The organism is Pontibacter amylolyticus (genome assembly GCF_014638845.1).
Taxonomy (GTDB): Bacteria; Bacteroidota; Bacteroidia; order Cytophagales; family Hymenobacteraceae; genus Pontibacter; species Pontibacter amylolyticus.
The window spans coordinates 182,553-208,039 of sequence record NZ_BMFP01000002.1; the positions used below are offsets into that span (position 1 = coordinate 182,553).

At 53.0% G+C, this 25,487-nt stretch carries 29 protein-coding genes; 13 read left to right on the forward strand and 16 right to left on the reverse strand.

The window, feature by feature from the left end; translation table 11 throughout:
* Positions 1-3: 3 nt before the first annotated feature.
* The 3 genes from IEV97_RS05730 to IEV97_RS05740 form a co-directional block, all read right to left on the reverse strand.
* Entirely contained in the window at positions 4-1,095 is a 1,092-nt protein-coding gene (locus IEV97_RS05730; RefSeq protein ID WP_188500561.1) for a BT_3928 family protein, read from the reverse strand.
* 128 nt (positions 1,096-1,223) lie between these two features.
* Complete coding sequence (locus tag IEV97_RS05735) at positions 1,224-2,030, reverse strand: alpha/beta hydrolase family protein (RefSeq protein WP_188500562.1); 807 nt, start codon at positions 2,028-2,030, stop codon at positions 1,224-1,226.
* Positions 2,031-2,133: 103 nt separating this feature from the next.
* The gene (locus IEV97_RS05740) at positions 2,134-2,688 is read right to left on the reverse strand and encodes a DUF1599 domain-containing protein (RefSeq protein WP_188500563.1); all 555 of its coding nucleotides are present in this window, start codon (positions 2,686-2,688) and stop codon (positions 2,134-2,136) included.
* A 42-nt stretch (positions 2,689-2,730) separates the two neighbouring features.
* Between IEV97_RS05740 and folP the strand changes: the two genes are divergently transcribed.
* The 3 genes from folP (at position 2,731) to IEV97_RS05755 (ending at position 5,069) form a co-directional block, all read left to right on the forward strand.
* Positions 2,731-3,588 carry a dihydropteroate synthase gene (folP, locus tag IEV97_RS05745; RefSeq protein ID WP_188500564.1) on the forward strand — a complete coding sequence of 286 codons (858 nt, stop codon included), beginning with the start codon at positions 2,731-2,733 and terminating at the stop codon, positions 3,586-3,588.
* Positions 3,585-4,433, forward strand: coding sequence for a diadenylate cyclase CdaA (gene cdaA, locus IEV97_RS05750; RefSeq protein ID WP_188500565.1), 849 nt, complete (start codon positions 3,585-3,587; stop codon positions 4,431-4,433). Before folP ends, cdaA begins: the two co-directional genes overlap by 4 nt.
* 294 nt (positions 4,434-4,727) lie before the next feature.
* Complete coding sequence (locus IEV97_RS05755; protein ID WP_188500566.1) at positions 4,728-5,069, forward strand: hypothetical protein; 342 nt, start codon at positions 4,728-4,730, stop codon at positions 5,067-5,069.
* 80 nt (positions 5,070-5,149) lie between these two features.
* On the opposite strand, the gene IEV97_RS05760 is transcribed toward IEV97_RS05755, so the two are convergent.
* The 4 genes from IEV97_RS05760 to IEV97_RS05775 form a co-directional block, all read right to left on the reverse strand.
* Positions 5,150-5,362, reverse strand: coding sequence for a PLDc N-terminal domain-containing protein (locus IEV97_RS05760; protein WP_188500567.1), 213 nt, complete (start codon positions 5,360-5,362; stop codon positions 5,150-5,152).
* Between the two features lie 31 nt (positions 5,363-5,393).
* Positions 5,394-5,684, reverse strand: a complete 291-nt coding sequence (locus tag IEV97_RS05765; RefSeq protein ID WP_188500568.1) for a hypothetical protein — start codon at positions 5,682-5,684, stop codon at positions 5,394-5,396.
* Between the two features lie 104 nt (positions 5,685-5,788).
* Positions 5,789-6,985 carry a glycine C-acetyltransferase gene (gene kbl / locus IEV97_RS05770; protein WP_188500569.1) on the reverse strand — a complete coding sequence of 399 codons (1,197 nt, stop codon included), beginning with the start codon at positions 6,983-6,985 and terminating at the stop codon, positions 5,789-5,791.
* A gap of 62 nt (positions 6,986-7,047) precedes the next feature.
* The gene (locus tag IEV97_RS05775; protein ID WP_188500570.1) at positions 7,048-8,469 is read right to left on the reverse strand and encodes a hypothetical protein; all 1,422 of its coding nucleotides are present in this window, start codon (positions 8,467-8,469) and stop codon (positions 7,048-7,050) included.
* A gap of 387 nt (positions 8,470-8,856) precedes the next feature.
* On the opposite strand from IEV97_RS05775, the gene IEV97_RS05780 reads away from it, so the two are divergent.
* The 3 genes from IEV97_RS05780 (at position 8,857) to IEV97_RS05790 (ending at position 12,170) form a co-directional block, all read left to right on the forward strand.
* Positions 8,857-9,834, forward strand: coding sequence for an NAD-dependent epimerase/dehydratase family protein (locus tag IEV97_RS05780; protein ID WP_188500571.1), 978 nt, complete (start codon positions 8,857-8,859; stop codon positions 9,832-9,834).
* 467 nt (positions 9,835-10,301) lie between these two features.
* Complete coding sequence (locus IEV97_RS05785; protein WP_188500572.1) at positions 10,302-10,640, forward strand: thioredoxin family protein; 339 nt, start codon at positions 10,302-10,304, stop codon at positions 10,638-10,640.
* A gap of 75 nt (positions 10,641-10,715) precedes the next feature.
* On the forward strand, positions 10,716-12,170 hold the full coding sequence (locus tag IEV97_RS05790) for a DUF4403 family protein (protein WP_229733820.1): 1,455 nt from the start codon (positions 10,716-10,718) through the stop codon (positions 12,168-12,170).
* Positions 12,171-12,294: 124 nt separating this feature from the next.
* On the opposite strand, the gene IEV97_RS05795 is transcribed toward IEV97_RS05790, so the two are convergent.
* Positions 12,295-13,023: a hypothetical protein gene (locus IEV97_RS05795; RefSeq protein ID WP_188500573.1), complete on the reverse strand. Its 729-nt coding sequence runs from the start codon at positions 13,021-13,023 to the stop codon at positions 12,295-12,297.
* A 25-nt stretch (positions 13,024-13,048) separates the two neighbouring features.
* Between IEV97_RS05795 and IEV97_RS05800 the strand changes: the two genes are divergently transcribed.
* Both IEV97_RS05800 and IEV97_RS05805 read left to right on the forward strand, forming a co-directional pair.
* The gene (locus tag IEV97_RS05800; RefSeq protein WP_188500574.1) at positions 13,049-13,204 is read left to right on the forward strand and encodes a hypothetical protein; all 156 of its coding nucleotides are present in this window, start codon (positions 13,049-13,051) and stop codon (positions 13,202-13,204) included.
* A gap of 61 nt (positions 13,205-13,265) precedes the next feature.
* A complete protein-coding gene (locus IEV97_RS05805; RefSeq protein ID WP_229733821.1) occupies positions 13,266-14,255 on the forward strand; it encodes a YihY/virulence factor BrkB family protein in 990 nt (329 codons plus the stop codon).
* A 75-nt stretch (positions 14,256-14,330) separates the two neighbouring features.
* Here the strand turns inward: IEV97_RS05805 and rlmN are convergent, their stop codons facing one another.
* Both rlmN and IEV97_RS05815 read right to left on the reverse strand, forming a co-directional pair.
* Entirely contained in the window at positions 14,331-15,404 is a 1,074-nt protein-coding gene (gene rlmN / locus IEV97_RS05810; protein WP_188500575.1) for a dual-specificity RNA methyltransferase RlmN, read from the reverse strand.
* Positions 15,405-15,425: 21 nt separating this feature from the next.
* On the reverse strand, positions 15,426-15,854 hold the full coding sequence (locus tag IEV97_RS05815; protein ID WP_188500576.1) for a thioesterase family protein: 429 nt from the start codon (positions 15,852-15,854) through the stop codon (positions 15,426-15,428).
* 316 nt (positions 15,855-16,170) lie between these two features.
* Between IEV97_RS05815 and mnmC2 the strand changes: the two genes are divergently transcribed.
* The 4 genes from mnmC2 to IEV97_RS05835 all read left to right on the forward strand — a co-directional run bounded on the left by mnmC2 (position 16,171) and on the right by IEV97_RS05835 (position 19,304).
* The gene (gene mnmC2 / locus IEV97_RS05820; protein ID WP_188500577.1) at positions 16,171-16,848 is read left to right on the forward strand and encodes a tRNA (5-methylaminomethyl-2-thiouridine)(34)-methyltransferase MnmC2; all 678 of its coding nucleotides are present in this window, start codon (positions 16,171-16,173) and stop codon (positions 16,846-16,848) included.
* A 54-nt stretch (positions 16,849-16,902) separates the two neighbouring features.
* The gene (locus IEV97_RS05825) at positions 16,903-17,442 is read left to right on the forward strand and encodes a glutathione peroxidase (protein WP_188500578.1); all 540 of its coding nucleotides are present in this window, start codon (positions 16,903-16,905) and stop codon (positions 17,440-17,442) included.
* 270 nt (positions 17,443-17,712) lie between these two features.
* Positions 17,713-18,030 carry a hypothetical protein gene (locus tag IEV97_RS05830; RefSeq protein WP_188500579.1) on the forward strand — a complete coding sequence of 106 codons (318 nt, stop codon included), beginning with the start codon at positions 17,713-17,715 and terminating at the stop codon, positions 18,028-18,030.
* Between the two features lie 185 nt (positions 18,031-18,215).
* Complete coding sequence (locus IEV97_RS05835) at positions 18,216-19,304, forward strand: endonuclease/exonuclease/phosphatase family protein (RefSeq protein WP_188500580.1); 1,089 nt, start codon at positions 18,216-18,218, stop codon at positions 19,302-19,304.
* On the opposite strand, the gene IEV97_RS05840 is transcribed toward IEV97_RS05835, so the two are convergent.
* On the reverse strand, positions 19,301-19,882 hold the full coding sequence (locus tag IEV97_RS05840; RefSeq protein ID WP_188500581.1) for a 5-formyltetrahydrofolate cyclo-ligase: 582 nt from the start codon (positions 19,880-19,882) through the stop codon (positions 19,301-19,303). The genes IEV97_RS05835 and IEV97_RS05840 overlap by 4 nt on opposite strands.
* Positions 19,882-21,459, reverse strand: coding sequence for a bacillithiol biosynthesis cysteine-adding enzyme BshC (bshC, locus tag IEV97_RS05845; RefSeq protein ID WP_188500582.1), 1,578 nt, complete (start codon positions 21,457-21,459; stop codon positions 19,882-19,884). Before bshC ends, IEV97_RS05840 begins: the two co-directional genes overlap by 1 nt.
* A 458-nt stretch (positions 21,460-21,917) precedes the next feature.
* Here bshC and IEV97_RS05850 point away from each other — a divergent pair, with 458 nt between their 5' ends.
* The gene (locus IEV97_RS05850) at positions 21,918-22,298 is read left to right on the forward strand and encodes a PH domain-containing protein (RefSeq protein WP_188500583.1); all 381 of its coding nucleotides are present in this window, start codon (positions 21,918-21,920) and stop codon (positions 22,296-22,298) included.
* Between the two features lies 1 nt (position 22,299).
* Here the strand turns inward: IEV97_RS05850 and IEV97_RS05855 are convergent, their stop codons facing one another.
* The 4 genes from IEV97_RS05855 to IEV97_RS05870 form a co-directional block, all read right to left on the reverse strand.
* On the reverse strand, positions 22,300-22,695 hold the full coding sequence (locus IEV97_RS05855) for a hypothetical protein (RefSeq protein WP_188500584.1): 396 nt from the start codon (positions 22,693-22,695) through the stop codon (positions 22,300-22,302).
* A 168-nt stretch (positions 22,696-22,863) separates the two neighbouring features.
* Positions 22,864-24,177 carry a 30S ribosomal protein S12 methylthiotransferase RimO gene (rimO, locus tag IEV97_RS05860; protein WP_188500585.1) on the reverse strand — a complete coding sequence of 438 codons (1,314 nt, stop codon included), beginning with the start codon at positions 24,175-24,177 and terminating at the stop codon, positions 22,864-22,866.
* Between the two features lie 191 nt (positions 24,178-24,368).
* Positions 24,369-24,803, reverse strand: a complete 435-nt coding sequence (locus IEV97_RS05865) for a hypothetical protein (RefSeq protein ID WP_188500586.1) — start codon at positions 24,801-24,803, stop codon at positions 24,369-24,371.
* Between the two features lie 159 nt (positions 24,804-24,962).
* The gene (locus tag IEV97_RS05870; protein WP_188500587.1) at positions 24,963-25,478 is read right to left on the reverse strand and encodes a carboxypeptidase regulatory-like domain-containing protein; all 516 of its coding nucleotides are present in this window, start codon (positions 25,476-25,478) and stop codon (positions 24,963-24,965) included.
* Between the last annotated feature and the right edge of the window lie 9 nt (positions 25,479-25,487).

Sequence of the window (25,487 nt, forward strand, 5' to 3'; positions counted from 1 at the left end):
CTCTTACAGCAAATTTACCAGCTCCGACACTTCGGGTGTGTCGTTGTGGTGCCACATACCCTTCACAGTACCGTCCTGCAGCAGCATGGTGCCGGGGTTGGAGCGCATCATGGTCTTGAGCACCGTGCCGTCGCCAAAGTAGTAGGGAGCAGCCAAACCAACCTCGTGGCGGAAAGCCTCAAACTCCTGGCGGCCGGACGAGGTGATGATCACCGGCGTTATACCTTGCTGTTCGGCTTCCTGCACCAGCTTGCTTATCTTATCGATGTTGCTGCGGTTAGCTTTCTCTACACTGTGCACGATCACCAGCAGTTTGTTGCCGCTCAGGATCTCCTGCGTGAAGTCGCCTTCGTCGTTCCATACGTTAAAATCGGTGATCTTCGGGCCGTCCTCCGGGTTCACCGCCACCATCTCCTTGAAGGTATAGGCCTCGTCCATCGGGTAGTCTTCAAACTCTTCCTCCTGGCCGTCTTTCACCATCACATACTTGTAGCGCAGAGGCGCTGAGGGCTTCATCAAGGCCGGAATGTTGTTGCCTATCTTATAGGCGCGGAAGTCAACATAAGGCAGGTGCTCGTAGGCGTACCAGCCGATGCCCACCGAAATCAGAGCGGTAAGTGCTGTTACGGTTGCACCCACTTTGGCCTGCACCAGTGGTTGCAAATGCCTGCGGTAAAGAAGCAGCCAAATGATCATCACCAGCAGCACCACGTCTTTGGTAAACGACTCCCAGGGCGTGAGCTTGATGGCGTCGCCGAAGCAGCCGCAGTCCGTCACTTTGTTGAAGTAAGCTGAGTAAAAGGTGAGGAAGGTGAAGAACACGATCATGGCCAGCAGCAGCCACAGCACCTCTTTGAGCTTCCAGCGGATAAGCAGGGCCACGCCCAGCACGATCTCCGCCGCACTCAGGAAGATGGACAGAAAAAGCGCCGCCGGCACCAGCGACAGGAACACAGGCGAAATGTCGTGGGAGAACACTTCAAAGTACTCTTCCAGTTTAATAGCCGTGCCTACCGGGTCGTTGATCTTGATCAGGCCCGAGAAGATGAACAGCACGCCCACAAAGAGCCAGAAAAATTTGGTGATGAATTTCATGATTGACCTCCCCCCTGCCCCCTCCTAAAAACAGGAGAGGGTGGGAATTATGTTTATTTTTATAGTAAAAGTATCGGCCTAACTAAGGCAAGTTTATGTGCTTTAGGTATTGTTGCCGTTTAATGCTTTTATTTTTGGCTGAACCTGGTAAGTTCTTTTATATACAGATCACCGAAGCTGTCCTGGGTCATTGTTATAAAGCCTTCCGTATGATTACCGCTATGCGTTAAGGTTGCTCTGTTATTCCTTTGCCGGGCAATCTTCTCACTGTCTTCTATTGTGGTGAATTTGTCTTTCTCACCTGCTACGAGTAGCATATTGCACTTTATTTTTCTCAACTTAGCGCTATACCTGTAGGCACCCTTCGGCAGGACAATATCCCTGTCTTTCAACAACTTTATTTTTGAAGCATAAGCGTCAGGTTCATAGACGTACCCCTCTCCAATTAAAAAGTCGACCTTCTCGTGCTGCAAGGCGAGCGTCGCTACGATTGTGCCCATCGAAAATGCCAGCACTCCTGTTCTATTCCCCTTAATGTTCTTCTTTGTCCACCCCAACACAGTCTGCAAGTCGGTAGCGAACTCATTGTAATAAAGGTTAAGAGGGTTGATTTCAAAGTCAGAGCTTTCCCCAAAACCCCTGTAGTCGTAGGCGACCACGGTGAAGCCATTATTTGTGAGAGCTTTGATATGGTAGAGCCAATAGGACATGTTGCCGCTGTCAGCATAAGTCAGTACCAACGTTGTTTTAGTGTCTTTGTCCTCTGCTGGTTTAATTACCCATGTGTTGATTAAATAACCATCCACGGTTTTGATCCGCTGCTGCTCATAACGCATTCCCAGGCTGTCTGGCGTAGTTACATATTCTCTGACTGGCTTTATGGCATAGCAGTCGAAGGAAAACAGTAAGACAAAAACTAATAGTATATTTTTCATTATATGCTTTTCAGTAAAGTCTCTCCTGTTAAACAGCTCTAAACAACAATGCCCCAGATCTCTCCCAAAGGTCGAGAGGACATGCTTGTATCTGGATTATACCCTACTTCACCGTCTCCGCAAAGCCCAACTTAATCAGCGCAAACACGGCGTAGTTGATCATGTCGCGGTAGTTGGCTTCCACGCCTTCCGAGATCAGGGTTTGCCCTTCGTTGTCTTCGATCTGCTTGGTGCGGTAGAGCTTCATCAGGATGATGTCGGTGATGGAGCTCACGCGCATGTCGCGCCAGGCCTCGCCGTAGTCGTGGTTTTTGGCGTTGAGCAGTTTGATGTTCTCCTCGACCTGCCGAGTATACATGCGCTCCACCTCCTCTGCCGAAAGCGTCAGTTCGTCACTCTCCTGCAAACCAAGCTGCATCAGGGCGATCACGCAGTAGTTGATGATGCCCACAAACTCGTCGCGGATGTCGTCCTCCACCATTTGCCTGCCCTTCTCCTGAATGGAGCGGATGCGCTGCGCTTTTATAAAAATCTGGTCGGTGATGGACGGTAATCGGAGCACGCGCCAGGCGGTGCCGTAATCTTTGGTCTTCTTGACGAAGGTATCTTTGCAGCGGTTTACTACCTGATTATATTCCTGGAGTGTTTGACTAATCAACTTTTTAGCTTTAATTTTAAACGATTGACAGATACGCCAACATTGGAATCGAAAGATAAGTTTTTTCGAAGGAAAAGCACACTTAACTGCCGCGGAAAAATCCTTTCGCTGGACACCCCGCTCGTGATGGGCATCCTCAACGTCACGCCTGACTCCTTTTATGCAGGCAGCCGCATCCGCTCTCTTGATGACGTGTTGCACCGCACCGAAGCCATGCTGCGCGACGGCGCCGACATCCTCGACCTGGGAGGCTACTCTTCCCGACCGGGAGCTGCGGAAGTCTCGGTAGCCGAGGAATTGGACCGTGTTATACCTGCCGTGGAGGCCATCATGCAGCGTTTTCCGGAAGCCATTATCTCAGTGGACACCTTCCGGGCCGAAGTGGCCGAGGCAAGTATACAGGCAGGCGCTTCTATCATCAACGACATTGCGGGCGGCAACCTCGACGAGGCCATGTTCGAAACCGTGGCGCGACTGCAGGTGCCGTACATCCTGATGCACATGCGCGGCACACCGCAGACCATGAACAGCCTGACGGACTATAACGACCTGGTGCTGGAGGTGATAGACGAACTGCAGGCCAAGGTGGCGCAGCTGAAGAACCTGGGCGTGAACGACATCATACTGGACCCGGGTTTCGGTTTTGCCAAGACCGTGGACCAGAACTTTGAGCTAATGCGTCGACTTGAGGAACTTCGTATACTGGAGCTGCCGTTACTAGTGGGAGTATCCCGCAAGTCCATGACCTACAAGTACCTCGGCATCGACCAAACTGAAGCACTGGCCGGCACAATAGCACTCAACACCATCGCGTTAACAAAGGGCGCCGACATTTTGCGGGTGCACGACGTAAAAGAAACTAAACAGACTATCCAACTATACACGAAAGTAGCGCATTGATTCCTTTATTTACACTGGGTTTTTTGGAGATTGAGTTGCTGGATGTGCTCGACATCCTGCTCGTAACGGTATTGCTCTACCAGCTCTACAAACTCCTGACCGGTAGCGTGGCCCTCAAAATTTTCCTGGGGCTGCTCTCCGTATACCTGTTATACCTGGTGGTAAGGGCGGCTGGCATGGAGTTGCTCAGCATCATCCTCGGCCAGTTTATGGGCGTAGGTGTGCTGGCGGCCATCATCGTGTTCCAGCCTGAGATCCGGCGCTTCCTTTTGCTGATCGGTAAAACTACCGCCTTCAACAACGACCGCCTGTTCCGTGGCTTCCCCTGGCGCCGCGATCAGGTGGAAAAACTCAGTCTCACGCCTTTCATTGAAGCTGCTAAATCCCTGGCCGCTAAAAATACAGGCGCCCTGATCGTGTTTGCCAAGAGTTCTGAATTGAAATACTACGCCGAGTCCGGTGACCTGATCGATGCCGTGATCTCGAAGCGCCTGCTGATGTCGATCTTTAACAAGACGAGTCCGCTGCACGACGGTGCCGTGATCATTTCGGGCAATCGCATCAAAGCGGCCCGCTGTATTTTGCCTGTGACGGAGAACAACGACATTCCCGCCTCGATGGGTCTGCGCCACCGCGCCGCCATCGGCCTGAGCGAAGTAACCGACAGTGTGGTGCTGGTGGTATCGGAAGAGACAGGCCAGATCGCGCTCGTGCGCAATGCCGAGGTATACCGTAACCTCTCCTCTGCCGACCTGCGCGTGAAGCTCAACCAGTTCCTGTTCGACACAGACCAGAAACCAGCCGCTGCTCCGGCCCCGGCCGAGAAGCCGGTGAGTGCAGTATAAGGTTTAAGCCATAAACTAACAGCAAAGCCAGCCTTCCGGGGCTGGCTTTTTTATTTAACCTGGCACAAGGCTGATCGCTATACCTGTTTTCTAGCACCGCCTTATTGGGGGCTCACACCACAATGTGTGGAAGCAGTTCCCCATCTTTCTACGTGCATCCACAGTTTGGGAGAAACCCACCTTAATCACAATAACCTGATTATCAGTCAATTGATTTGAAAATCAACTTATGGCACGGTTATGCCAATAGGGGTATTCTAAATCAAATGTTAATCAGAACTAAATAAGCATAACATGAAAAAAGCAACTTTTTTAGCAGCCGCCATCGCCCTTCTTGGATTTACATCAATCGATGCAAACGCACAAGCTACACAGGCTGCTGAGCAAGCACAGACGCAAACTCAGAACGACAATAAAGAGAAAGTTACAAAAGATCAGCTTCCAGCCCCTGTAAAGGCGGTGTTAGATCACGAAACTTACAAAGAGTGGACGGTAGGCGACATCTACAAAGTGAAGCCAGCTGAAGGTGACGCGAACGCAAAAGTTGTTTACGAGATCAACCTGACCAACAAAGAAGGTCAGTCTGGTACAATCACTCTTGACGAACAAGGCAAAGACGCTTCTAAAGAAGACTAGCCTCAGCGCATTTAAGACAATACTTAGAACTAACTATGGAAAGGGCCTCCGCTAAGCGGAGGCTTTTTTGCGTCTATACCTTAAGCTCTTCTTTTCCAAAACACCCAATAGGCCAGCAACCCGAACACCGGCACCACCCACAGCACCACCATCCAGAGCAGGCGCTCCGTCAGGGTATAGTCTGTCTTGAAAATCAGGTGCAGCAGCGAAAGGACGACCAATAAGTAGTGGGCCACCACCAGCAGTACGATGGAACCGAAGAAAGGATCGTTTTGGATAAAGCAGAGGGACATATAAGGGGATTGAAGTTAAGGCTGAACAGGTTTACCCAAACAGAATCTGGCTGACAAACCACGCCAGGTAGGCCAAGGCCGGAGCGCAGAGCAGGAGTATCATGCCCAGGTTTACACGCACCCACTGCGGGTTGAGCATCATACTCAGGTAGGCCTCCGCTGAGAGCAGGATGGAAAAGTAAAAAGTGATCTGAAGCAGCGTGCCCGTCAGGTTTACCTCACCCCGCATGTCGGCTGTGGCATAGGCCAGAAACGAGATCACTAGCCAGGCCAGCACGGTGCCGAGCAGCAACTGACCAGCCTTTATTTTAACGTTGTTCATAGGTATAGCAGGTATAAATGAAAACCGTACCTGACAAGGTACTAAAAAAACAGCCGCTCCCCAAGCGGAAGCGGCTGTTTCTATACCTTGATAGATTTGCAATTCTACTTGATCACACCAAGCTCGCGGCCTACCTCTATGAAGGCGGCGATACACTTGTCTATGTGTACGCGGTCGTGCACGGCAGAGAGCTGCACCCGGATGCGGGCCTGTCCTTTTGGCACCACCGGGTAGTAGAAGCCGATCACGTAGATGCCTTTGTCGAGCATGCGGGCGGCAAATTCCTGTGCCAGCGGGGCATCGTACAGCATCACCGGCACGATCGGGTGATCGCCCGGCTTGATGTCGAAACCGGCCGCCGTGATCTGCTCACGGAAGTATTTGGTGTTCCACTCCAGCTTGTCGCGCAGTTCGGTGGTGGAGCTCAGCATGTCGAGCACCGCGATGGACGCACCCACAATGGACGGAGCCAGTGAGTTGGAGAACAGGTATGGACGGGAGCGCTGACGCAGCATGTCGATGATCTCTTTTTTGCCAGACGTGAAACCACCCATGGCACCACCCAGGGCTTTGCCCAGCGTGCCCGTGATGATGTCTATTTTGTCCATCACGTTGTGGTACTCGTGCACCCCACGGCCCGTCTTTCCCATAAAGCCAGTCGCGTGCGAGTCGTCCACCAGGATCAGGGCCTTATACTTGTCGGCCAGCTCTACGATCTTGTCGAGTTGCGCCACGGTGCCGTCCATGGAGAAGGCGCCATCGGTTACGATGATGCGGTGCTTGGTGCCGGCATTCATGGCCTCCTGCAGTTTGGCCTCCAGGTCTTCCATGTTGTTGTGCTCGTAGCGGAAGCGCTGCGCCTTGCAAAGACGGATGCCGTCGATGATGGAGGCGTGGTTCAGGGCATCTGAAATGATGGCTGACTCCGCATCGAAAAGCGGCTCAAATACACCACCGTTGGCGTCAAAAGCCGCTGCGTACAGGATGGTGTCTTCCGTGCCCAGGAACTCGGATAGCTTTCGCTCCAGCTCTTTGTGGATGTCCTGCGTGCCACAGATGAAGCGCACCGAGCTCATGCCGTAGCCATGCGTGTCGATGGCGTTTTTGGCCGCCTCGATCACTTTCGGGTGAGCCGACAGGCCCAGGTAGTTGTTGGCGCAGAAGTTCAGCACGTGCTGCATCTGCGTGGTATCAATGTCCGCGCCCTGCGGCGTGGTGATGATGCGCTCCTGCTTATACAAACCAGCTTCCTTGATCTCGGCAAGCTGTTTTTCCAAATCTGGTTTTAAGGTTTCGTACATGTTTATCTTCGTTAGGCTGTTACTAATTTATTTTGATCGGCAGGTATAGCACCTGGCTTCGGTTATTCCTCTGTTTTGGGCGGCGGACGACGGATGATAGGTCGCGGCCGCGGTGGTTTTGGTTTTTCCGCCTGGTCCTCAGGTATAGGGGGCTCTTCCGTTCCCGCTTCCTCAGGTCTATCCAGTATTGCTGGACTCTCCTGCTTTTCTTCTACGCTCGGTTCTATCTCTGGTGCAGCCGAGACTGGCGGTGTCGGTCGCCTGATGATCGGGCGCGGACGGGGCGGCTTGGCTGGTGGCGCAGCATTGGGCTGCGCTTCTGGTGTGTGCTGAACTGGCTGATTGCCTGCCTGCTCCACTTCAGTAATTGGCGCGATTGGTGAGGTTTCCGCTGCAAGTTCATTTGCAGGGAATTTCTTTTCTGGTGATACGTCTACAGTCGCGTCAGGTATAGCAAGTTCCCCCTCAGCAGATTTTGCCTCTTCCGGCATCGCTTCCGGAGCAGCAGGTTTTGACAAAGCAGCCGAGCGCTTCATGACAGGCCGTGGCCTGGGTGGTTTTGGTGCGCCTTCGGCAGCGGATTGCGTTGGGTTGTCTATACCTGTTGGCGCTGTTTCTGCAGCAGCTGGCCCGGCTTCTATACCTGAACCCAACTGTTGTTCTTCCACAGGCTTCTGCAAAACAATTGGCCTTTTGATCACCGGTCTTGGGCGCGGTGGCTTTGGTGCTTCAGCGGCTGTCTCACTGGCTGGCGCTATACCTTCGTCTGCTACTCCCGAAACTGGTTGCTCCTCCCCTTGCAGCGGGTTTTGCAGCGCGGTTGGCCGCTTGATCACAGGCCGCGGGCGGACTGGCTTAGCTGCTTCAGCTGATGCTTCCGAAGAAGCGGCCTGCTCAGGTATAGCTTTGGTATCTTGCTCTTCTCTGGTTGGCTGGTCTTCCGGTTTTGCCAGGGCGGCCGGGCGCTTGATTACCGGTCTGGCGCGTGGCGCGGCAGGCTTGGCGGCTTCTTCGGCCTGTTTTGCCGGGGCTGGCGCTTCATCTTCGGCAGCAGGCGTTTGCAAAGCTGCTGGTCGGCGCACCACAGGTCTTGGCTTAGGCGCTGCGGCAGGTATAACCGGCTTTTCCTCAGTTGTTTCCTGTGGAACGTCCGGGGTGGCAGGTATAGCCAGCGCATCTGGAGTGATCTCTGCCTGAGGCGCAGGTATAGCAGCAGTTCTGCCGGCTTCAGGTATAGCGCCTGACGGGGCGGCGCGTCGGGCGGCTGGGCGTGGAGCAGACGTGGTGGCTGGCCTTGGCACATCCTCTTCGCGCAGGTGGTAGCGCAGCCGTACGTTGTTGAGCACCATTTTCACGGCCACATAAAAGCTGTTGGGGTGCATTTGCGCGTACATGCTCTCCCAGGCCCGGTACCGGCCCGGATCTTCTGCCGCGAAGGCATCCCTGTTTATCCGCTTCTTTATGAGGTACTCTTCAAACGTCATAGTGCGCTGACCGTGTGCTATACCTGCAAAGGTACGGAAACAGGCCTGAATCGTGTCTTACATTCACCCAATCGGCCTGCAATGCTTCCTGCGGCGGCCTTTTGCTCAACAAATATAAGAAAATCGCACTCCTGAAACAGGATGGCATTATTTCTATTTTAACGTTGCATTACTTAATCGTTAAATCTGCCCCTCGCTCTTTCAGTACCCGGCCAGCCGCTATACCTTTGGTCCGTGGTGAAAATAATAGGTTAAGATTAAATTAGTGAGCTTGAAGCGCTTGCCTTTGGCAGGCGTTTTCTATTTCAGAACCTTTGGGATTCTTGTGTTTATACTTTCAGGATTGCCTTGAAATCGGTTACTTTGTGCAATTAATTTACTCTGACTATGGCAAACACAAGTGACACGGTATTGGTGATTGGCGCCTGCGGACAACTTGGCTCTGAACTCACCCTGGAGCTCCGCAATATGTACGGTGGGTCTAATGTAGTGGCCGCCGATATTTCGGCGCCCAAGCAGGCTGACCTCCGCGACTCAGGCCCATTTGAGAAGGTGGATGTGCTGGACACAAACGTTTTGGCCGAACTAGCCTCCAAATATAAATTCAAGCAGATTTATCACCTCGCCGCCGTGCTGTCGGCCACCGGTGAGCGCAACCCGAAGTTCGCCTGGAAGCTGAACATGGAAGGTCTGTTCAACGTGCTGGACCTGTCGCTGGAGCACAAGGTGCAGAAGGTGTACTGGCCCAGCTCCATTGCCGTATTCGGCCCGAACACCCCACGCCAGAACACGCCGCAGTATACCGTCATGGACCCGAACACGGTCTATGGCATCAGCAAGCAGGCCGGTGAGCGCTGGTGTGAGTACTACTTCCAGAAATACGGCCTCGATGTGCGCAGCCTCCGCTACCCTGGCCTGATCGGTTACAAAGCCCTGCCGGGCGGCGGCACCACCGACTACGCCGTGGACATTTACCACAAGGCTTTAGAGAGCGGAACATACGAGTGCTTCCTGAGCGAAGACACCTACCTGCCGATGATGTACATGCCAGATGCCCTGAAAGCGACGCTGGACCTGATGCACGCCCCGGCCGAGCAGGTGAAGATCCGCGACTCTTACAACCTGAGCGCCATGAGCTTCTCGCCGAAGGAAATTACCGAGTCCATCCAAAAGTTTATACCTGATTTCAGCATCACCTACAAGCCCGACTACCGTCAGCAGATCGCCGACTCCTGGCCGCAGAGCATCGACGACAGCACCGCCCAGCAGGACTGGGGCTGGAAACCTGCCTATGACCTAGATGCCATGACGGAGGATATGCTGTTGAACCTGAAGAAGATGAAGGAAGAACAGACGCTGGCCTAAGGCGTTTGATTATCTTGAAAAAAGACTTTTTGGACAAAGAACTTACAGGGTAAGACACATGATCTGATAGTCCCCTAAAGCCAAAACTCTACAAAGTATAAAACCGAAAGCGGGTGGTGCGAAAGCATCATCCGCTTTTTTTGCTCAACAAACGAAATTATCACCGCAGACCCCATCTGCAAAAATCAGGCACAACATTTGCTTCAGGCTATATATTCATTTAAATATAAAAAGGAGCGAAACGCTGATAGCCTTTGCTTTCCGTTTGCCAATGGGCCATCCGCCCTGGATTTGTATTTTAATAAAGATTAAAGATTAGCTACACTTGCACAAACAGCCGCCAGCATCTTGTTGGCGGCTGTTTTCTTATTCAGCGGTTAACCTATATTTTGCACAAAACGTCTACAAGTTACATGGAATACTGTCGCAGGACCGTAACAGGTTTTCCGGCCTCAAAACTATGAAACATGACTGTAACTGAAATAAATGACGAAAAGCTGCGTCAGCTGATTTTTGAAAAGGAAAGAGTGATCGTCAAGTTCACCGACCCGGCCTGCCCGGTATGCAAACAACTGTCCCCTTCCTTTCGGAAGCTTTCTACAGAACCTCGGTACACCAATATTACTTTCGCGCGCATGAGCGCCAGCGAAAATCCCGTATCCAGCCAGGAAGTTAAACAGACGGGTACGCCATTTTTTGCTTCTTACCTGAAAGGAACAATTCAGGAGTGCGGCATTGTTGACACCGAAGAAGGCATCCGCGCTATGCTGACCCGGCTCCTGCAGCCCGCCAGTCAGGAAACCTGATTTGCTAGACCTTACACAGGTATAGCGAAAGCGCAAATGCCGTAACTTGCGTCCTTATTTAGAAGCCTATACCGCGTGTTCCGACTCACTACCCTACAGTTCGTTTTTATTTTGCTTGTACTCAGCAGCCTGCTCGTTTTTCAGGCCTGCTCCAGTACTGCCCGTCTGAACACCACCGCCCCTCCGGCTACTGTGGCGCATGCGCCCGTGTACCAGCCGAAGCTTTCGTCTATCAGCATACCTGTTTCCATCCCCTTGTCTGCCATTGAGGACAAGCTGAACCAGGAAGTACAGGGCACGCTTTACAAAGACGATAACCTGGAGGATGACGACCTGATGGTGACCGTGCTCAAAAAGGGCCGCATGACCATCCGGGCCGATAAGGACAAACTCTATTTCAATATACCACTGCAGGTCTACGCCAAAGGCCGCTGGCAATGGGGGCCTTGTAAGGCCTGCCCTTCGTTCAGCAAAACCGAGGCTACTTCTTTTGACATGGTCGTGCAAACCGAAAGCCGCTTTGGCCTGACTGACGATTATAAGGTGAACACCATCACAAGCAGCAATTTTGAATGGGGCAACACCAAACCTTACATCTACCTGGGTCCGCTTAAGATCGGCTTGGCGCGTTTTATAGAGCCTGCCATGCAGCAGCAGATGAACACGATCGCCCGCCAGCTGGACAAGGAAATACAGAACCGCCTGAACCTGCGCCAGTACGTGACCGACACCTGGGTGCAGCTGCAGCAGCCCGTGAAGCTGGAAGACAACCTCAACGCCTGGCTCACCGTGAAGCCGCAGGAAGTGCGCATGGCCCCGCTATACGCCCACAACGGCAGTCTGCACACCCGCCTGGGCATCAGCTCTTTTATACAGGTGAGCACCGAGGGCAAGCCCCAAACGCAGGTAAACAGAACCCTGCCCCGCCTGATCATCGACAGCCGCCTGAGCGACGACATCCAGATCGGATTGACCGCTACCGTGCCCTATACCCAGGCCAGTAGCCTGCTGCAGCAGCAGGTGGCCAACCAGACCTATACCTTCGATGACGGCAAAAGTCAGCTCACCGTAAAGGACGCCGCCATCACCCCGAGCGGCGAGCAGCTGGTACTGATGCTGGACGTGGACGGCAAAACCAAGGCAGGTCTCTTCACAAAGAAACTGATGGGCAAAGTATACCTGCGCGGCACGCCTTATTACGATGCGCAAACCGCCTCCATCAAACTGCGCGACGTGGACTACGACCTCGACACCAAAGACATGCTCGTGAACACGGCCAGTTGGCTCGCCAAAAACAAATTCAAGGAGATGATCCAGAGTCAGGTGAATATACCGGTGCAGAGCCAGCTAACGGATGTGCGCAATATGCTGCAGCATACCCTGAACCAGTCAGGTCGCCTGCACGAGTCGGTGCTGTTGCGGGGGGCTGTGAGCGATCTGGCCCTCGAGAACATCTACCTGAGCCCAACAGGTATACAGGCAGTCGTGAATGCGCGCGGCAACCTCACGGCAACTATCGATAAGCTGTAATTCCGGACGCAGGACTTAAGACTTTTTAGAAAGGGGAAGGGCTGCCATACCTGGCAGCCCTTCCCCTTTCTTCTATTCCATACCGGATCGGCATACAATGATCCTGTGTCTTGTCTCCCAGGAACTAAAGTTTCTCGATTGGGGTGGGGCTGTTGAACACGGTATCCGGCACCTCGGCTGGAGCGGCTATGTCGGTCAGCTTGAATTCACCCTGGGCATTGCTGCGGTCGGAGGCCAGTTTTATACTTCCGTAGTCTTTGTAATCACTCCAGCGCCGGGTAAAGGAGGGCTCGGCATCCTCGGCGCTTCGGAAGAAAGCCCACTGCGTTACCAGCCCCTGCTCCTTATCCACCCATAGTTTATACTTGTTTTGCGGCGTGAGACCCACCTGGGCAAAGGTCATCTCCAGCACATCGGCCGGGGCCCCCTCCAGGGTTTGCTCCTCGCCCACATAGCGGAGCGTTACGCCCTCGTCCTGCAGTTTAAAGGGCATCACGAGCCAATAAGAGTTGTTTATCCAGAGGGCATAGGCGCGCTCCAGCAGCTTTTGTTTCTCCTCCGGGTTCTGCAGTTCCCGGCCTTCTACGTATACCTTGCCGTCCTTGGTGTCGGTGTTGATAATGGCCACGAGGCTGTCCTGCTCCCAACGGAAGCGGTTCTGGTGTTTGTCCCATACCTGGTACTGGTTGTTGAAGGTCCAGGCAAGGTAGCGGGTGTCGTTCCAGCCTTTCTCCCCGCCCATGTTTTCCAGCACCTCCCGGGCTATACTTTTGGCTTTATCTTCGGGCCTTTGGGCACAGCCGAACAGCAACAGGAACAGCAACAGCGGTTGGAGGAGGTTTCGTAGCGACATCGGGCCATACTTTAAGTTCGCTCCCGTGTACGGATTTATACCCGCGCAAGATGCCACTATGGTGCCGCCGCCTGGAGTTGAGAGCGGGCTGGCCCTCGGGAACATCTGCCTGAGCCCAACAGGTATACAGGCTGTTGTAAAAGCGCGCGGCAATCTTACCGCCGCCATCGATAAGCTGTAGGGTTCCAACCTAACATTTCCCGCTGCCGTATCAAAAAGCTATTCTGATACAGACACGCGACATGACGAAATCTATAACCGGCATTATATTCCCGCTCACAAAGAATACCTTCAACGGGTTCCTGGACAATGGCTCCCTGATGCTCGCGGCGGCGCTGGCCTTCAACGCCATCTTTTCCATACCGCCGTTGCTGGTGATAATTATACAGGCAGCCGGTTTCTTTTTTGGGGAGAAGGCCGTTTCCGGTGAGCTTTCCAGCCAAATCTCTGGGGCGATAGGCCCTAGCGCAGCCGAATCCATTGAGACCATCGTGCAGAATGCAGCTTTGAGCGAAGGGGGCGGCATCGCCTTCTGGATAGGTATAGGGACTCTGATCTTTGCGTCCACCACGTTTTTCGCCACACTGCAGGAGTCGCTGAACCGGGTATGGAACGTGAAACCGAAACCAACGAACGGGATCGTGAAGATGCTGAAGGTGCGTATGTTCTCATTTGGCATCGTGCTGAGCATCGCCCTGCTGATGCTGGTGTCGCTTCTGCTGAGTGCCGTCATCTCCATCCTGAGCGATTATCTCCGGGCCATCTTCGACAACTACCTGACTTTTATGTCGCCTGATGTACTCTACTACCTCATTAAAGCAATGGACTTTATTCTGTCTGTTGCCATCATTACGGCGCTATTCTCACTTATTTTCAAGTACCTGCCCGATGCCTATATCAAGTGGAAAGATGTGTGGGTGGGCGCCTTGATCACGGCTTTGCTGTTCACCATTGGCAAATTCCTGATCAGTTGGTTTATCAGCACCAGCGACCCAGGCTCGGCCTACGGGGCGGCCGGCTCTATTATCGTGATTTTGGTGTGGATCTATTACTCGTCGCTTATCGTGCTGTTCGGGGCGGAGTTCACGCAGCAGTACGCCGCAGAGTTTGGCCAGGAGATAAGACCGAAGGAACACGCGGTGCTGTTCAGAGAACAGGAGATCACTAATAACCCGCACGACATCTCCAGCGGCAGGCCAAGGCCAGAGGGTAGGTTCAACAAAGCCAGCTGACCGAAAACCCAGGTATAGCAAAAGGCCCCCGCTACAGGTATAGCGGGGGCCTTTTGTATGAGGTATAGCTTACGCCTAAACGGGCTGTTTCTCTTTCACGGCGAGCTGTCCGCAGGCGGCGTCGATGTCCTTGCCACGGCTGCGGCGCACGTTCACCTGCACGCCACGGTCGGCGAGGTAGTAAATGAAGTTCTGCCAGCGGTCTTCGTCAGTATTTTTAAAGTCGGCGTTCTCGATCGGGTTATACTCGATCAGGTTGATCTTGCAAGGGATCACCTTGGAGAAACGGTACAGTTCTTCGGCGTCCTGCAGCGTGTCGTTGAAGTTCTGGAATACAATGTACTCGTAGGTTACCTTACGGCCCGTCACTTCATGGAAGTGCTTCAGGGCATCGGTCAGCGCCTCGAGTGAGTTCGTTTCGTTGATCGGCATGATCTGGTTGCGCTTCTCGTCGTTAGCGGCGTGCAGCGACAAGGCCAGGTTGGCTTTCACGCCATCGTCAGCCATCTTCTTGATCATCTTGGCGATGCCTGCCGTGCTCACCGTAATGCGGCGTGCGGCCATACCCAGGCCGTCGTGCGCCGTGATGCGCTCGATGCTCTTCATCACGTTGGCGTAGTTGAGCATCGGCTCGCCCATGCCCATGTACACGATGTTGGAAAGCGGCTGTCCGTACTGCTCCAGGCTTTGCTGGTTGATGCGCACTACTTGATCGTAGATCTCGGCGGCATCGAGGTTGCGCACGCGGTCCATGTAGCCGGTGGCGCAGAACTTGCAGGTAAGCGAGCAACCCACCTGGCTACTCACGCAGGCAGTCTTGCGCTCTTCGTGGGGTATGAGCACACCCTCCACAATGTTGTTGTCGTGCAGTTTGAAAGCAGACTTGATGGTGCCGTCGTTGCTGATCTGCTTGGTGGCCACCTGCACTGCGTTAATGGCAAAGTGCTGGTCCAGCTTTTCGCGCAGGGCCAGGCTCACGTTGTTCATCTCCTCAAACGACTGCGCTGAGTGCTTCCAGATCCACTCGTATACCTGCTTGGCACGGAACGCTTTCTCGCCCTGCTCCACGAGCCAGGCCTTCAGGTCGTCGAGCGACAGCTTGCGAATGTCTTTTTTATTTAAAACGGGGATGTCTGCAATCAAATTCATATCACAAAATTACAAAAATACTCAGGCTTTAGTTTCAATCCTGGCTTTTACTTCGTCGGGCAGCGCCATTAATTTTCGCTGCTGGTAATTAAAGCACAGCATACCGGTCTTGGCGCGGGCCACTTCTTTACCATTTTGGTTGAGCACGTGGTATGTAATATCGAAGCCATACCTGTGCACATCGTCGAAAGCCAGCCGCAGCGTGAGCACATCCCCGTAGAAGCCCTCGCCTTTGTACTCGATGGCCACATCAGCCATGATCAGGCTCGCCCCGCCCAGGTCAAGCTCGGTATAGCCGAAATTTTTTAGTAACTGCAGGCGGGCTTCGTGCAGAATGGAGAGCAGCGCGTCGTTGCCGAGGTGGGCGCCGTAGTTCAGGTCGGTAATGCGGACAGGTATAGAGGCCTCAAAAGAGACGTGTGCAGGTATAGCTACTTTGATGCGGGGCATGTTTGCTAGTTAAATGGTTGTATTGTTAAATTGTTAAATGGTTGGTTGTGCACGATTGGGCAAGTCGTGGCCTGTCCCTATAGTAACTAAAATGATCTTCGGAACACGGCTGTCCGAAACACCTGCGTAGCCAGAGAATTGGAATTTAAGCGAACGGTACAGCACATTCATCATTCCTCTACAGCCACTACCCACTATTGATTCATCATTAGTCGTTAATCACTACTCATTATTCATTCCACCCTATTCATTAATCATTATTCATTCCTCATTATTCTCCAACCATTGCTTACATTTGTAAAGTAAACAAATAATCATGCATCTCGAAATCAGGCAGACCAAAGATGGCTCCTACACCCTGTACGTGCCCGAATTGAACGAGCACTACCACTCGGTGCATGGCGCTTTGCAGGAGTCGCAGCATGTCTTCATTAAGCACGGCCTGGAGCATGTGCTTAATCTTCGCAAAGACATCAAAATACTGGAGGTGGGTTTTGGCACCGGTCTCAACGCCATCCTTACCTATCCTTTTGCGCTGGCCCAGAAAGCCTTTATCCAGTACGACACCCTGGAGAAGTTTCCGCTGACCATGGAGGTGGTGGAGCAACTGCAGTTTGACAAAGTGATCCTGAACCCGGAACTGCACGACGTGTTTCTGAAACTGCACCAAGCCCCCTGGAACGAACCGGTGGATGTGATCCCCTACTTCACGCTGCAAAAGATCCACGAAACACTTGAGGAGTTCGTGCCGCCGCGCGCTTACTACGACCTCATTTACTTCGACGCCTTCGCGCCCGAAAAGCAGCCCGAGCTGTGGTCTGACGAGATGTTTGCCAAGCTGTTCCAGGCCACCCGCCCCGGCGGCGTGTTGGTTACCTACTGCGCCAAGGGCTCGTTTAAGCGCAGCCTCAAAGCGGCCGGCTACGAAGTGGAGGCCCTGCCAGGCCCTCCGGGCAAGCGTGAAATGACGCGCGGCCTCCGCCCTGTGGAATAAAACCTTTTAAAAGAATTTCGGTTGAGGTATAGGATATACCTTACAAACGAATACATGAGCAGATCTCAGAACAACAGCGAATTCTATAACTTATCGGCCACCTCTTTGCAGGGCAAGGAAGTGGACATGGATGACTTCAAAGGGAAAGTGGTACTGGTGGTGAACACGGCCAGCCACTGCGGTTTCACGCCCCAGTACGAAGGCCTGGAGAACCTCTATAAGAAATACAAGGACGAGGGTTTGGTGATCCTGGGCTTCCCTTGCAACCAATTCGGCAACCAGGAGCCGGGTGGCAAAGAAGAAATAGAGCAGGGTTGCCTGATCAATTATGGCGTCAGTTTTCCGATGATGGAGAAAGTGGACGTAAACGGCCCCAATGCTCATCCGGTGTTTCAGTACCTGAAGTCAGAACTGGGTGGTCTGCTAGGCAGCCGGGTGAAATGGAACTTCACTAAATTCCTGATCGATGCCAACGGAAAGCCGGTAAAACGCTACGCCCCGATCACCAAACCCGAGAAAATAACACCGGATATAGAGCGACTGCTGCAGAAAGCCCAGGTAACACCGGACAGAGTAGAACAAGCTAACAAATAGTATATCAGGAGGTTGCATGCGCTATTAAAGTGACTGGTTATAGGGTTTTACAGGTATAGCAGGCTCATGCTATACCTTCGTTTTATACCAAGCTGCTTAATTTTAGCCCCCTGCAGCCATGTTCCATCTTAACAAAGTATAAAACAGCCACTTATAATTCTGCCCGCCCAATTTTTTTTCGCGCGCTGTTACAAAAATTGTTTTATTTCTGGAATTAAGTCTTATTTTGCGTTGTCTTAAAGCATTGAAAGCAAATCAACAGGAAGCAAAATGAAGAAATTATTACAGAAAGTGGTGAAGCCTTTGGTAACCCCATTCAAGGCGAAGTACGAAGTAGTGTGCACAACGTACCAGGTGATACCTGGTCTGCCCGTTAACAAGAACGAGTCAAGACATCAGTTTGAGCGTGGCGCAGTGGTAGAAGCCCGTGAGTTCTATACCAAAGTGGTGAGCTCGGACATGACCCGTACCATGGCACCTGTTGAAGTGCAGCTGCGCAAAATTTACCTGGGTGGCAAAACAATTGAGCAGGCTGAATTCGGCCCTGTCGCTCAACTCCGCCAGGTGTTAAATGGCAAAAAGAAATAAACGCTATCAGCGTTCCTAACTTAAAGCCCTGTTGCAGTCCTGCAGCGGGGCTTTTTGTTGCCGACCTGTTATCACTTGGCCAGTCCCCTCCCAACATCTGTGTGGGGCTTGCGTAATACTGCAAACCAACTATATAGAAAAATCTTCCTCCCAACCCAAGTCCTGCCAAACGCACCCAAAAAACCATGAAAAACGCTGCAGTCATTGCGCTGAGAACTGTGGCTACCATACTCATCATAGCGACCTTTGTGCCGCTACTGCCCTTTGAGGCATGGTATATCCGCATTTTTGATTTCCCCAGGACCCAGATATTTGTAATGGCCGCCCTGACACTGCTCTTTTTCCTGGGTATGCGCCTGTGGCGCTTTGGCTTAGACAAAATCTTACTGATGGGGCTGGTCGCCTCTCTGGTGTTTGAGGCCGTGAATATTTACCCCTATACCTTCCTCTCCCCTGTTGAGGTGAAACAGGCCCCTGCTGATGCCCCCGCAGACGGACAGCTGAGCATCCTCGTTTCCAATGTGTACCAGCATAATGTGGAGCACCAGTTGCTCGTCGACCTGATACAGGAACGCAACCCTGATCTACTGCTCACGCTGGAGACGGACAGCATCTGGCAGGAAGCGCTGCGCCCCGCCACCGACGCTTTCCCGGAGCGTGTCACCATCCCCCTGTCGAACACCTACGGCATGCACCTGTACAGCAAGCTGCCCCTGCGCCAGACACGCATCCGGCATTTGCTCGACGAGGAGATTCCTTCCATTAAAACCTATGTGCAACTGCGGAACGGCGTATGGGTGGAGCTGCACGCCGTTCATCCCAAACCGCCCGTGCCCACAGAAGATGATGACTCCAAAAAGCGTGATGCGGAGATCGTGCTGGTCGGCAAAGAGGTGAAGCGCTCTGACTACCCTGTGATTGTGGCAGGGGACTTCAACGATGTGGCCTGGTCGAACACCACCCTCTTGTTTCAGGAAGTGAGCGGCCTGCTGGACCCGCGCATAGGCCGCGGTTTTTACAACACATTCAACGCCAGGTATAAGTTGCTGCGTTGGCCCCTGGATCATGTCTTTCACTCTGACCACTTCAAGCTGGTGAAACTGGAGCGACTGCCGGACATCAACTCCGATCACTTCCCGATGATGGCCACCTTAAGCTTTGCGCCTGAGAACAAGTATGAGCAGAAGGAGCCGCAGCCCGATGAGGACACAGCAGAAGAAGCCGCCGAAACCATAAAGGAGGGAAAGGAAGAGGCGCAGGAAGAGGATGATTAAGGTATAGCCTCCGGCCAGACGCCTTCGGGCGTAATGGCATAATCAAGTGGCACGTCGTACTCATTGGGGTCGGCAATGCGCTCCACGGGCGGCTCCAGCGACAACCCCACCTTCACCACATCAGGGCGACAGTCGGCCAGGAAGCGGTCGTAGAAGCCTTTGCCATACCCTACCCGATGGCCCTGCCTGTCGAAAGCCAGCAAAGGAAGCAGCACCAGGTCCACCTCGTTGGCATGTATGATCTGCGCGTCTTTCGGCTCGGGTATACCCCAGGCGTTTTCCACCAGCACCGACTCCTCGGTCAGGTGATGGTGGGTGAGCACGTTTTGGGCAGCATCGGTGACGGGCACGACCACCCGCACTTCGGGGAATTCCAGCCGCAGTCGCTCAATGATGGCCCAGGTGTTGACCTCGTTGTTTTTGATGATCGGCAGAAACACGTGCACCGTCTGCCCTGCTCTCAGTGGGAAGTGCCGGAAAAACAAATCTGCAATGCGCTGGCTGCGCACGGCCACCTCGTCGACGGAAAGGGCCCGGCGGCGTTGCAGCATGGTCTTTCGCAGCTCGGCTTTGTGCATTATTCCTCCTCCAGTATCGTGAATTTAAACTCCAGCGGATCGAAGGCCTCTACCAGTGCAGGTATAAAGTTGGGGTGGTTGGTCTGGTACGAGAGCAGGTTGTCCTGGCGTTCCTGCAGGCTGCCGTTCGGGAAGAGCTTGTCTTTGAGATTTTCGAGTTGCTTGAAGGTCTGCTCGTGCTTGCTGTCGCGCGCCTTGGAGAGCTTCTTCTCCAGCATCTGCAGGGCGTTGGTTGCTTTCTGCTGTTCGGCTGCCACAGCCTTCACCAGCGTCGGGTCTATACCTGCGGCCAGTTCCTCTACCTGTTTATAAACCTCTGACAAGGCTTCGCGCTGCGCTTCTAAGTTAATTTCCGCTTCGTGCAGCTGCGACGAGAGTTTCTTTTTGAGCTCCAGGTAATCCTGGAAAAGATCGAGTGGCTCCAGCCCCAGCTTGTGTAGGCGGGTGGCGTTGGGTTTACTGATATACAGGGCCGAGTTGCGCAGCATGATGAGCGGGAAGGCTACCTGATGCGCCTCGAACACCTTGCCCAGTTGGAACCAGTACGCCACTTCGGCCCCACCGCCAATATAGGCCAGGTTCGGCAGCACCATTTCCTCGTACAGCGGGCGCAGAATCACATTCGGACTGAAGCGCTCCGGGTGTTGCTGCGCCTCCTGCATGATTTCCTGCCGTGTGAAGCTGAGGTCGGTGTTGAGTACCTTATACCGGTCACCTTCCTGCACAATGCGCTCGCGCATACCTTCCAGCAGGTAAAACAGGTTGATCTCGCGCGAAAACACCTGCGGCCTATACCCCAGCTTTTCCAGTTGGGCGTTCGTCTCCTCTACCAGCTTATTCGACAACTGCTCCGTCAGCTCTTTTTCCACCACAGGTATAAGCGCCTTTTTCAGCTCTTTATGATCCCCGTCGATGCTCACCAAACCATACTCCCCGAACAGGGCATGCGTAATGGCGCGGGTCGCGTCAGCCAGCGTCTTGCTGTTGCGGTAGGCTTCTTCAAAAACGGGGAAGGCTTCGGGCAGTTCTTCCAGTACCTTGTCGAGACCGGTTGTAGCGAAGCGGCCCACCGCGCCTGTCTGCTCCGACTCCCAGGTATAGCGCTTGCCGAACAGGTTGAAGTGGTTGATCTCCGCAAAGTCGTGGTCTTCGGTGGCCATCCAGTACACGGGCACAAAATTGTAATCCGGGTACTTCTCCTTCAACTGACGGCAGGTGTTGATGGCCGTCACGATCTTGTACACAAAGTAAAGCGGACCAGTGAAGATATTGAGCTGGTGGCCTGTGGTAACGGTATAGGTGTTGGGCTGCTGCAGCAGCTCCAGGTTTTGCTGCACTGCGGGATGGATGTCTGCCACGGAGCCATACTGCTCCTGCAAGGCCTGATACAAGGTATGGCGCTGAGCCTCCGTGAACTGCTTCTCTTTGATCTGCTCGCCGAAAGCCTCCAGCGTCGGGAAGCGGTGATAGAAAGCCTGCAGCTTGTTGCTTTGGGCAAGGTAATCGGCTATTGTCTGGGAGAAGGCGCCTGTGGCGGCGTAGTCTACCTTCGTTACTTTCATATCGGTTACTTCCATCTGCTCTATTTTGTGGACTCGCGCTCGTTTAGCTACCTGCACGGTATAACAAGGCGCCTTTGCCAATGTTGCGCCCCAAAGTTCGGTTTTTTATTCCTGATATACAGCTGATACGACAGAAAACAGGTATAGGCGGACGGAATCGGAATTTTAGCGGGCTACTGATGCCCTCGCTCGCGTCCCGCGAGTGTGAGCTGTTTGGTGGTGTCCCGCCATCTGTGCACGATTAACCTACCCCTCCTTTTATCGAGGCCCCCTACCCCAAAGGGGATTTTCAAATCCTGGTGTGTAAATTTTAGCGCTCTTTCGGACATGGATACCCGAAAGAGCATTTGGGCATTTGGAAAGCGCATTTAGAAAAGCGGCCAGAGTCCGCCTGATGACTCACACTCACGGGACGCGAGCAAGAGCGAACTAAAGGTATATAGTTCGTATACCTAGCTAAAAGGAAACACCATATGGGACTACTAAACGGATTGATGGGCCATGCCTCGGTGGTGCCTGTCGAGAAACTCACCAAAGAATTTCAACCGATCCTGCTCGATGATGAGCAGATCGAAAAAGCGTTCAAACTCATCCGCGACATGCTCGTGTTCACGAACAAGCGGCTGATCGTGGTGAACAAACAGGGACTGACGGGATCTAAAATCGAGTACCAGAGCGTACCCTACGCCAGCATCAAAATGTTCTCGAAAGAAAGCGCCGGCATGATGGACTTTGACGCTGAGCTGAAGATCTGGCTAACAGGTGAAGCCACACCCACCATCAAACAGGAGTTTCGCAAAGGAGACAATGTGAACGACGCCTACAAGGTGCTGAGCAAATACGTGCTGAAATAGACTAGAGCGAATTGAGCCAGTTTTCGGCGTTTTCAATTGTTTCAAAGCCTTGGGCAATGCCATCGCGCACCATACTCATGGCCCTGTCGGTCGAGAGACGGCTGAAGTAATCGCGGGAGTAAACGGCGGCGTGATACTGCAGGCCCGCTTGCTCCGCCCGGGGGTGCCAGTCATTCGCCAGCCAGTCGGTTAGCTCTACCCAAAGGCCCTGCACGTCGTAGTGGTTGTCGAGCAGTTTGTGGGTGCGCTCCTTCTGCAGGAAAAACAGGATCTGCTCGTAGCCCTGTTTAATAACATCGCTGGTGAAGGTACCATGCCAGGTGGCCACGATGTAATCTTCCACAGCGTTGTATTCCAGGGTGAGCGAGTCTGTCGTAAGTAATTTAATGTGCCGCATTTGGAGAGACAGGCGTTCTGAAGCAGAAGCCTATGTTTTGTACTATATTTTGGATCGAAAGACCATATTACGTAATTCCGGACTATAATCAAAAAAGGAAATTCCCTGCTTGCCGAAGCATCCAGGAAATTTCCCTTGATAATGGTTTATACCTGCGTTGGATTTTGCCTAAAGCACCACCTCCCCGTACAGGTCAAAGTCCGAAGCGTCAGTTATTTTCACGTTGGCGAAATCACCGAGGCGCACATACTGGTTGTCGGCGGGAACGAGCACTTCGTTGTCTACCTCCGGCGAGTCGTACTGGGTACGTCCCACGAAGTAGCCGCTCTCTTTACGGTCGAAGAGCACTTTGTAGGTCTTGCCTATTTTCTCCTCGTTCAGTTCTACCGATATTCCCTGCTGCAGCTCCATGATGGCGTCGGCACGCTCCTGCTTCACCTCGTCCGGCACATTGTCCTCCAAGGTATGGGAGTGCGTGCTTTCCTCGTGCGAGTAGGTGAAAATGCCCAGACGTTCGAAGCGAGTTTCTTCTACCCAGTCATACAGCTCCTGGAAATCCTGTTCGGTCTCGCCCGGGTGACCGGCAATCAGTGTGGTGCGCAGCGCGATGTCTGGCACACGCTGGCGAATCTGGTCCACCAGCTCGATGGTACGGCGCTTGCTGATGCCGCGGCGCATGGTCTTGAGCATATTATCTGACACGTGCTGCAGCGGCATGTCGAGGTACTTGCAGATGTTCTTACGCTCGTTCATCACGTCAAACACATCCATCGGGAACTGCGACGGGTAGGCGTACTGCATGCGGATCCAGTCTATACCTTCCACATCCGACAGGTTGCGGAGCAGGTCAGCCAGCTTGCGCTCGCCGTAGTGCTGCAGACCGTAATAGGTCAGGTCCTGGGCAATCAAAATCAGTTCTTTTGTTCCCATGCTGGCCAGTCGCTTGGCTTCGCGAACCAAATCCTCGATCGGACGGTCCACGTGCTTGCCGCGCATTAAAGGTATAGCACAGAAAGAGCAGGGGCGGTTGCAGCCCTCGGCAATTTTGAAATAAGCGAAGTGAGAAGGCGTCGTAAGCAATCGCTCGCCGATGAGTTCGTGCTTGTAGTCGGCCTCCAGCTTTTTGAGGAGTTGTGGCATCTCCAGCGTACCGAAGTAGGCATCCACTTGCGGAATCTCCTGCTCCAGAGAGTCTTTGTAGCGCTGCGACAAACAGCCGGTTACGTACAGCTTGTCAATCTGGCCTGCTTCCTTGGCTTCGGCGTAGCGCAGGATGGTGTCGATGGACTCCTGCTTGGCATTGTCGATAAAGCCACAGGTGTTCACAATGATGATATTCGAATCGTCGTTTGCAGACTCGTGCGCCACGTCAAACTCGTTGGCACGCAGTTGCCCCATCAGCACTTCCGAATCCACCAGGTTCTTAGAGCAACCCAGCGTGATCACGTTTACCTTGTCTTTCTTTAAACTTCTTACTTTCACTTATCTATAGTATTAGCGCGATAATTCCCGATCATTCAAAACCATTGCGGCTGCGCATTAGTTCGATTGGGCAAATGAACTGCAAAAGTACAACATGTTTGGATAATAACAGAGCAGCTTCCGGTATAGCGGGCTGTTCTTTCCGTGTTATACCTGTTTGAGAGCGTCGTTCAGCTGTTTCAGAGTATAGCCTATGTTTTACCTGCTCTCGATTTTCCACCTTTTACTGGTTGGTTAAACCATTTCCGGGCTGCAAATTCGTCTTTCACTACTTCGATTGCAATCGGCAACTGATGGTTGACGATCAATAGTTTAATCACCTGGTAAAGGTTTGCATCCCAGAGATAGTCGGGGGACTCCAGTAGGGCGATACGTTTTAAGGGTGTATCCGGAATGTTACGGACGATATGGTGGATGATGTCTTCGGTGAGTACACCGCCCGAGGGCTTGCCAGAGGCCACGATCAGGTTGGCTACCTGCTTCTCCCGAATCGCGACAAACAGCGTAACGATACTTTCATAGAACTGGTCAGACTCCACACTCAGTTCATCCGACCACTTCACACTTAGTACATTTGGCACCGCTTCATATACTATCTCCATCATCCTGTTTTCGCTTCCAGCCATAAGGCACCTTCGGTTAAGAGTAAATCTTTGTAGGTAAGGTTGTTTATAGCTTTATAAGAGGTCGCGCTGCCAATTGTTCAGTTTCTGCAAAACAATGGCTTACTGGAGGATGATCTTGTAGCAAATGTACTGCGAAACGGCCAATGACCGCGGAGCAGGCTAATAAAATGCGTTGTAATTCACCAAAAACTCCACTGTAGTCACTTCGCCCTCCTTTACTTCCACCGGAAAGATGTTCATGTCGCCATCCAGGAGGTTGGCGTACAGTCCCTGTTCTTCTTTTGTGAAGAGGCTGTACCTGCCAGGCTCCAGACGAACCGCAAAGTTACCGTTGGCGTCTGTTTTTACCTGCGTGATGAGTTTGGTTTGGATGGCGGTGTGAAAAACACCGTCCTGGGATGTGGTTTGCGAACTGTTGGTCAGCTCGTAGATGTACACGGTGCGCTCCACGCCGCGAGGGCCTTTGCTGGGCGGGGCGTCCGGGGAGGGCATTTGGTTGCCGGCTTCCCAGAGAATCTGCCCCCGTATACCTTGTTTGATCTGCATCTGCTGGCCTGTTTGCGCTTTCAGTTCCTGCTGCGATTCCTGCGCCTCGCTTTCCTGCCCGGACGTACCTTGGGTACCGTTACAAACGGTCAGCAACAGCGACAGCCCTATCAGCAGCAATTTTCCCATACAGGCAAC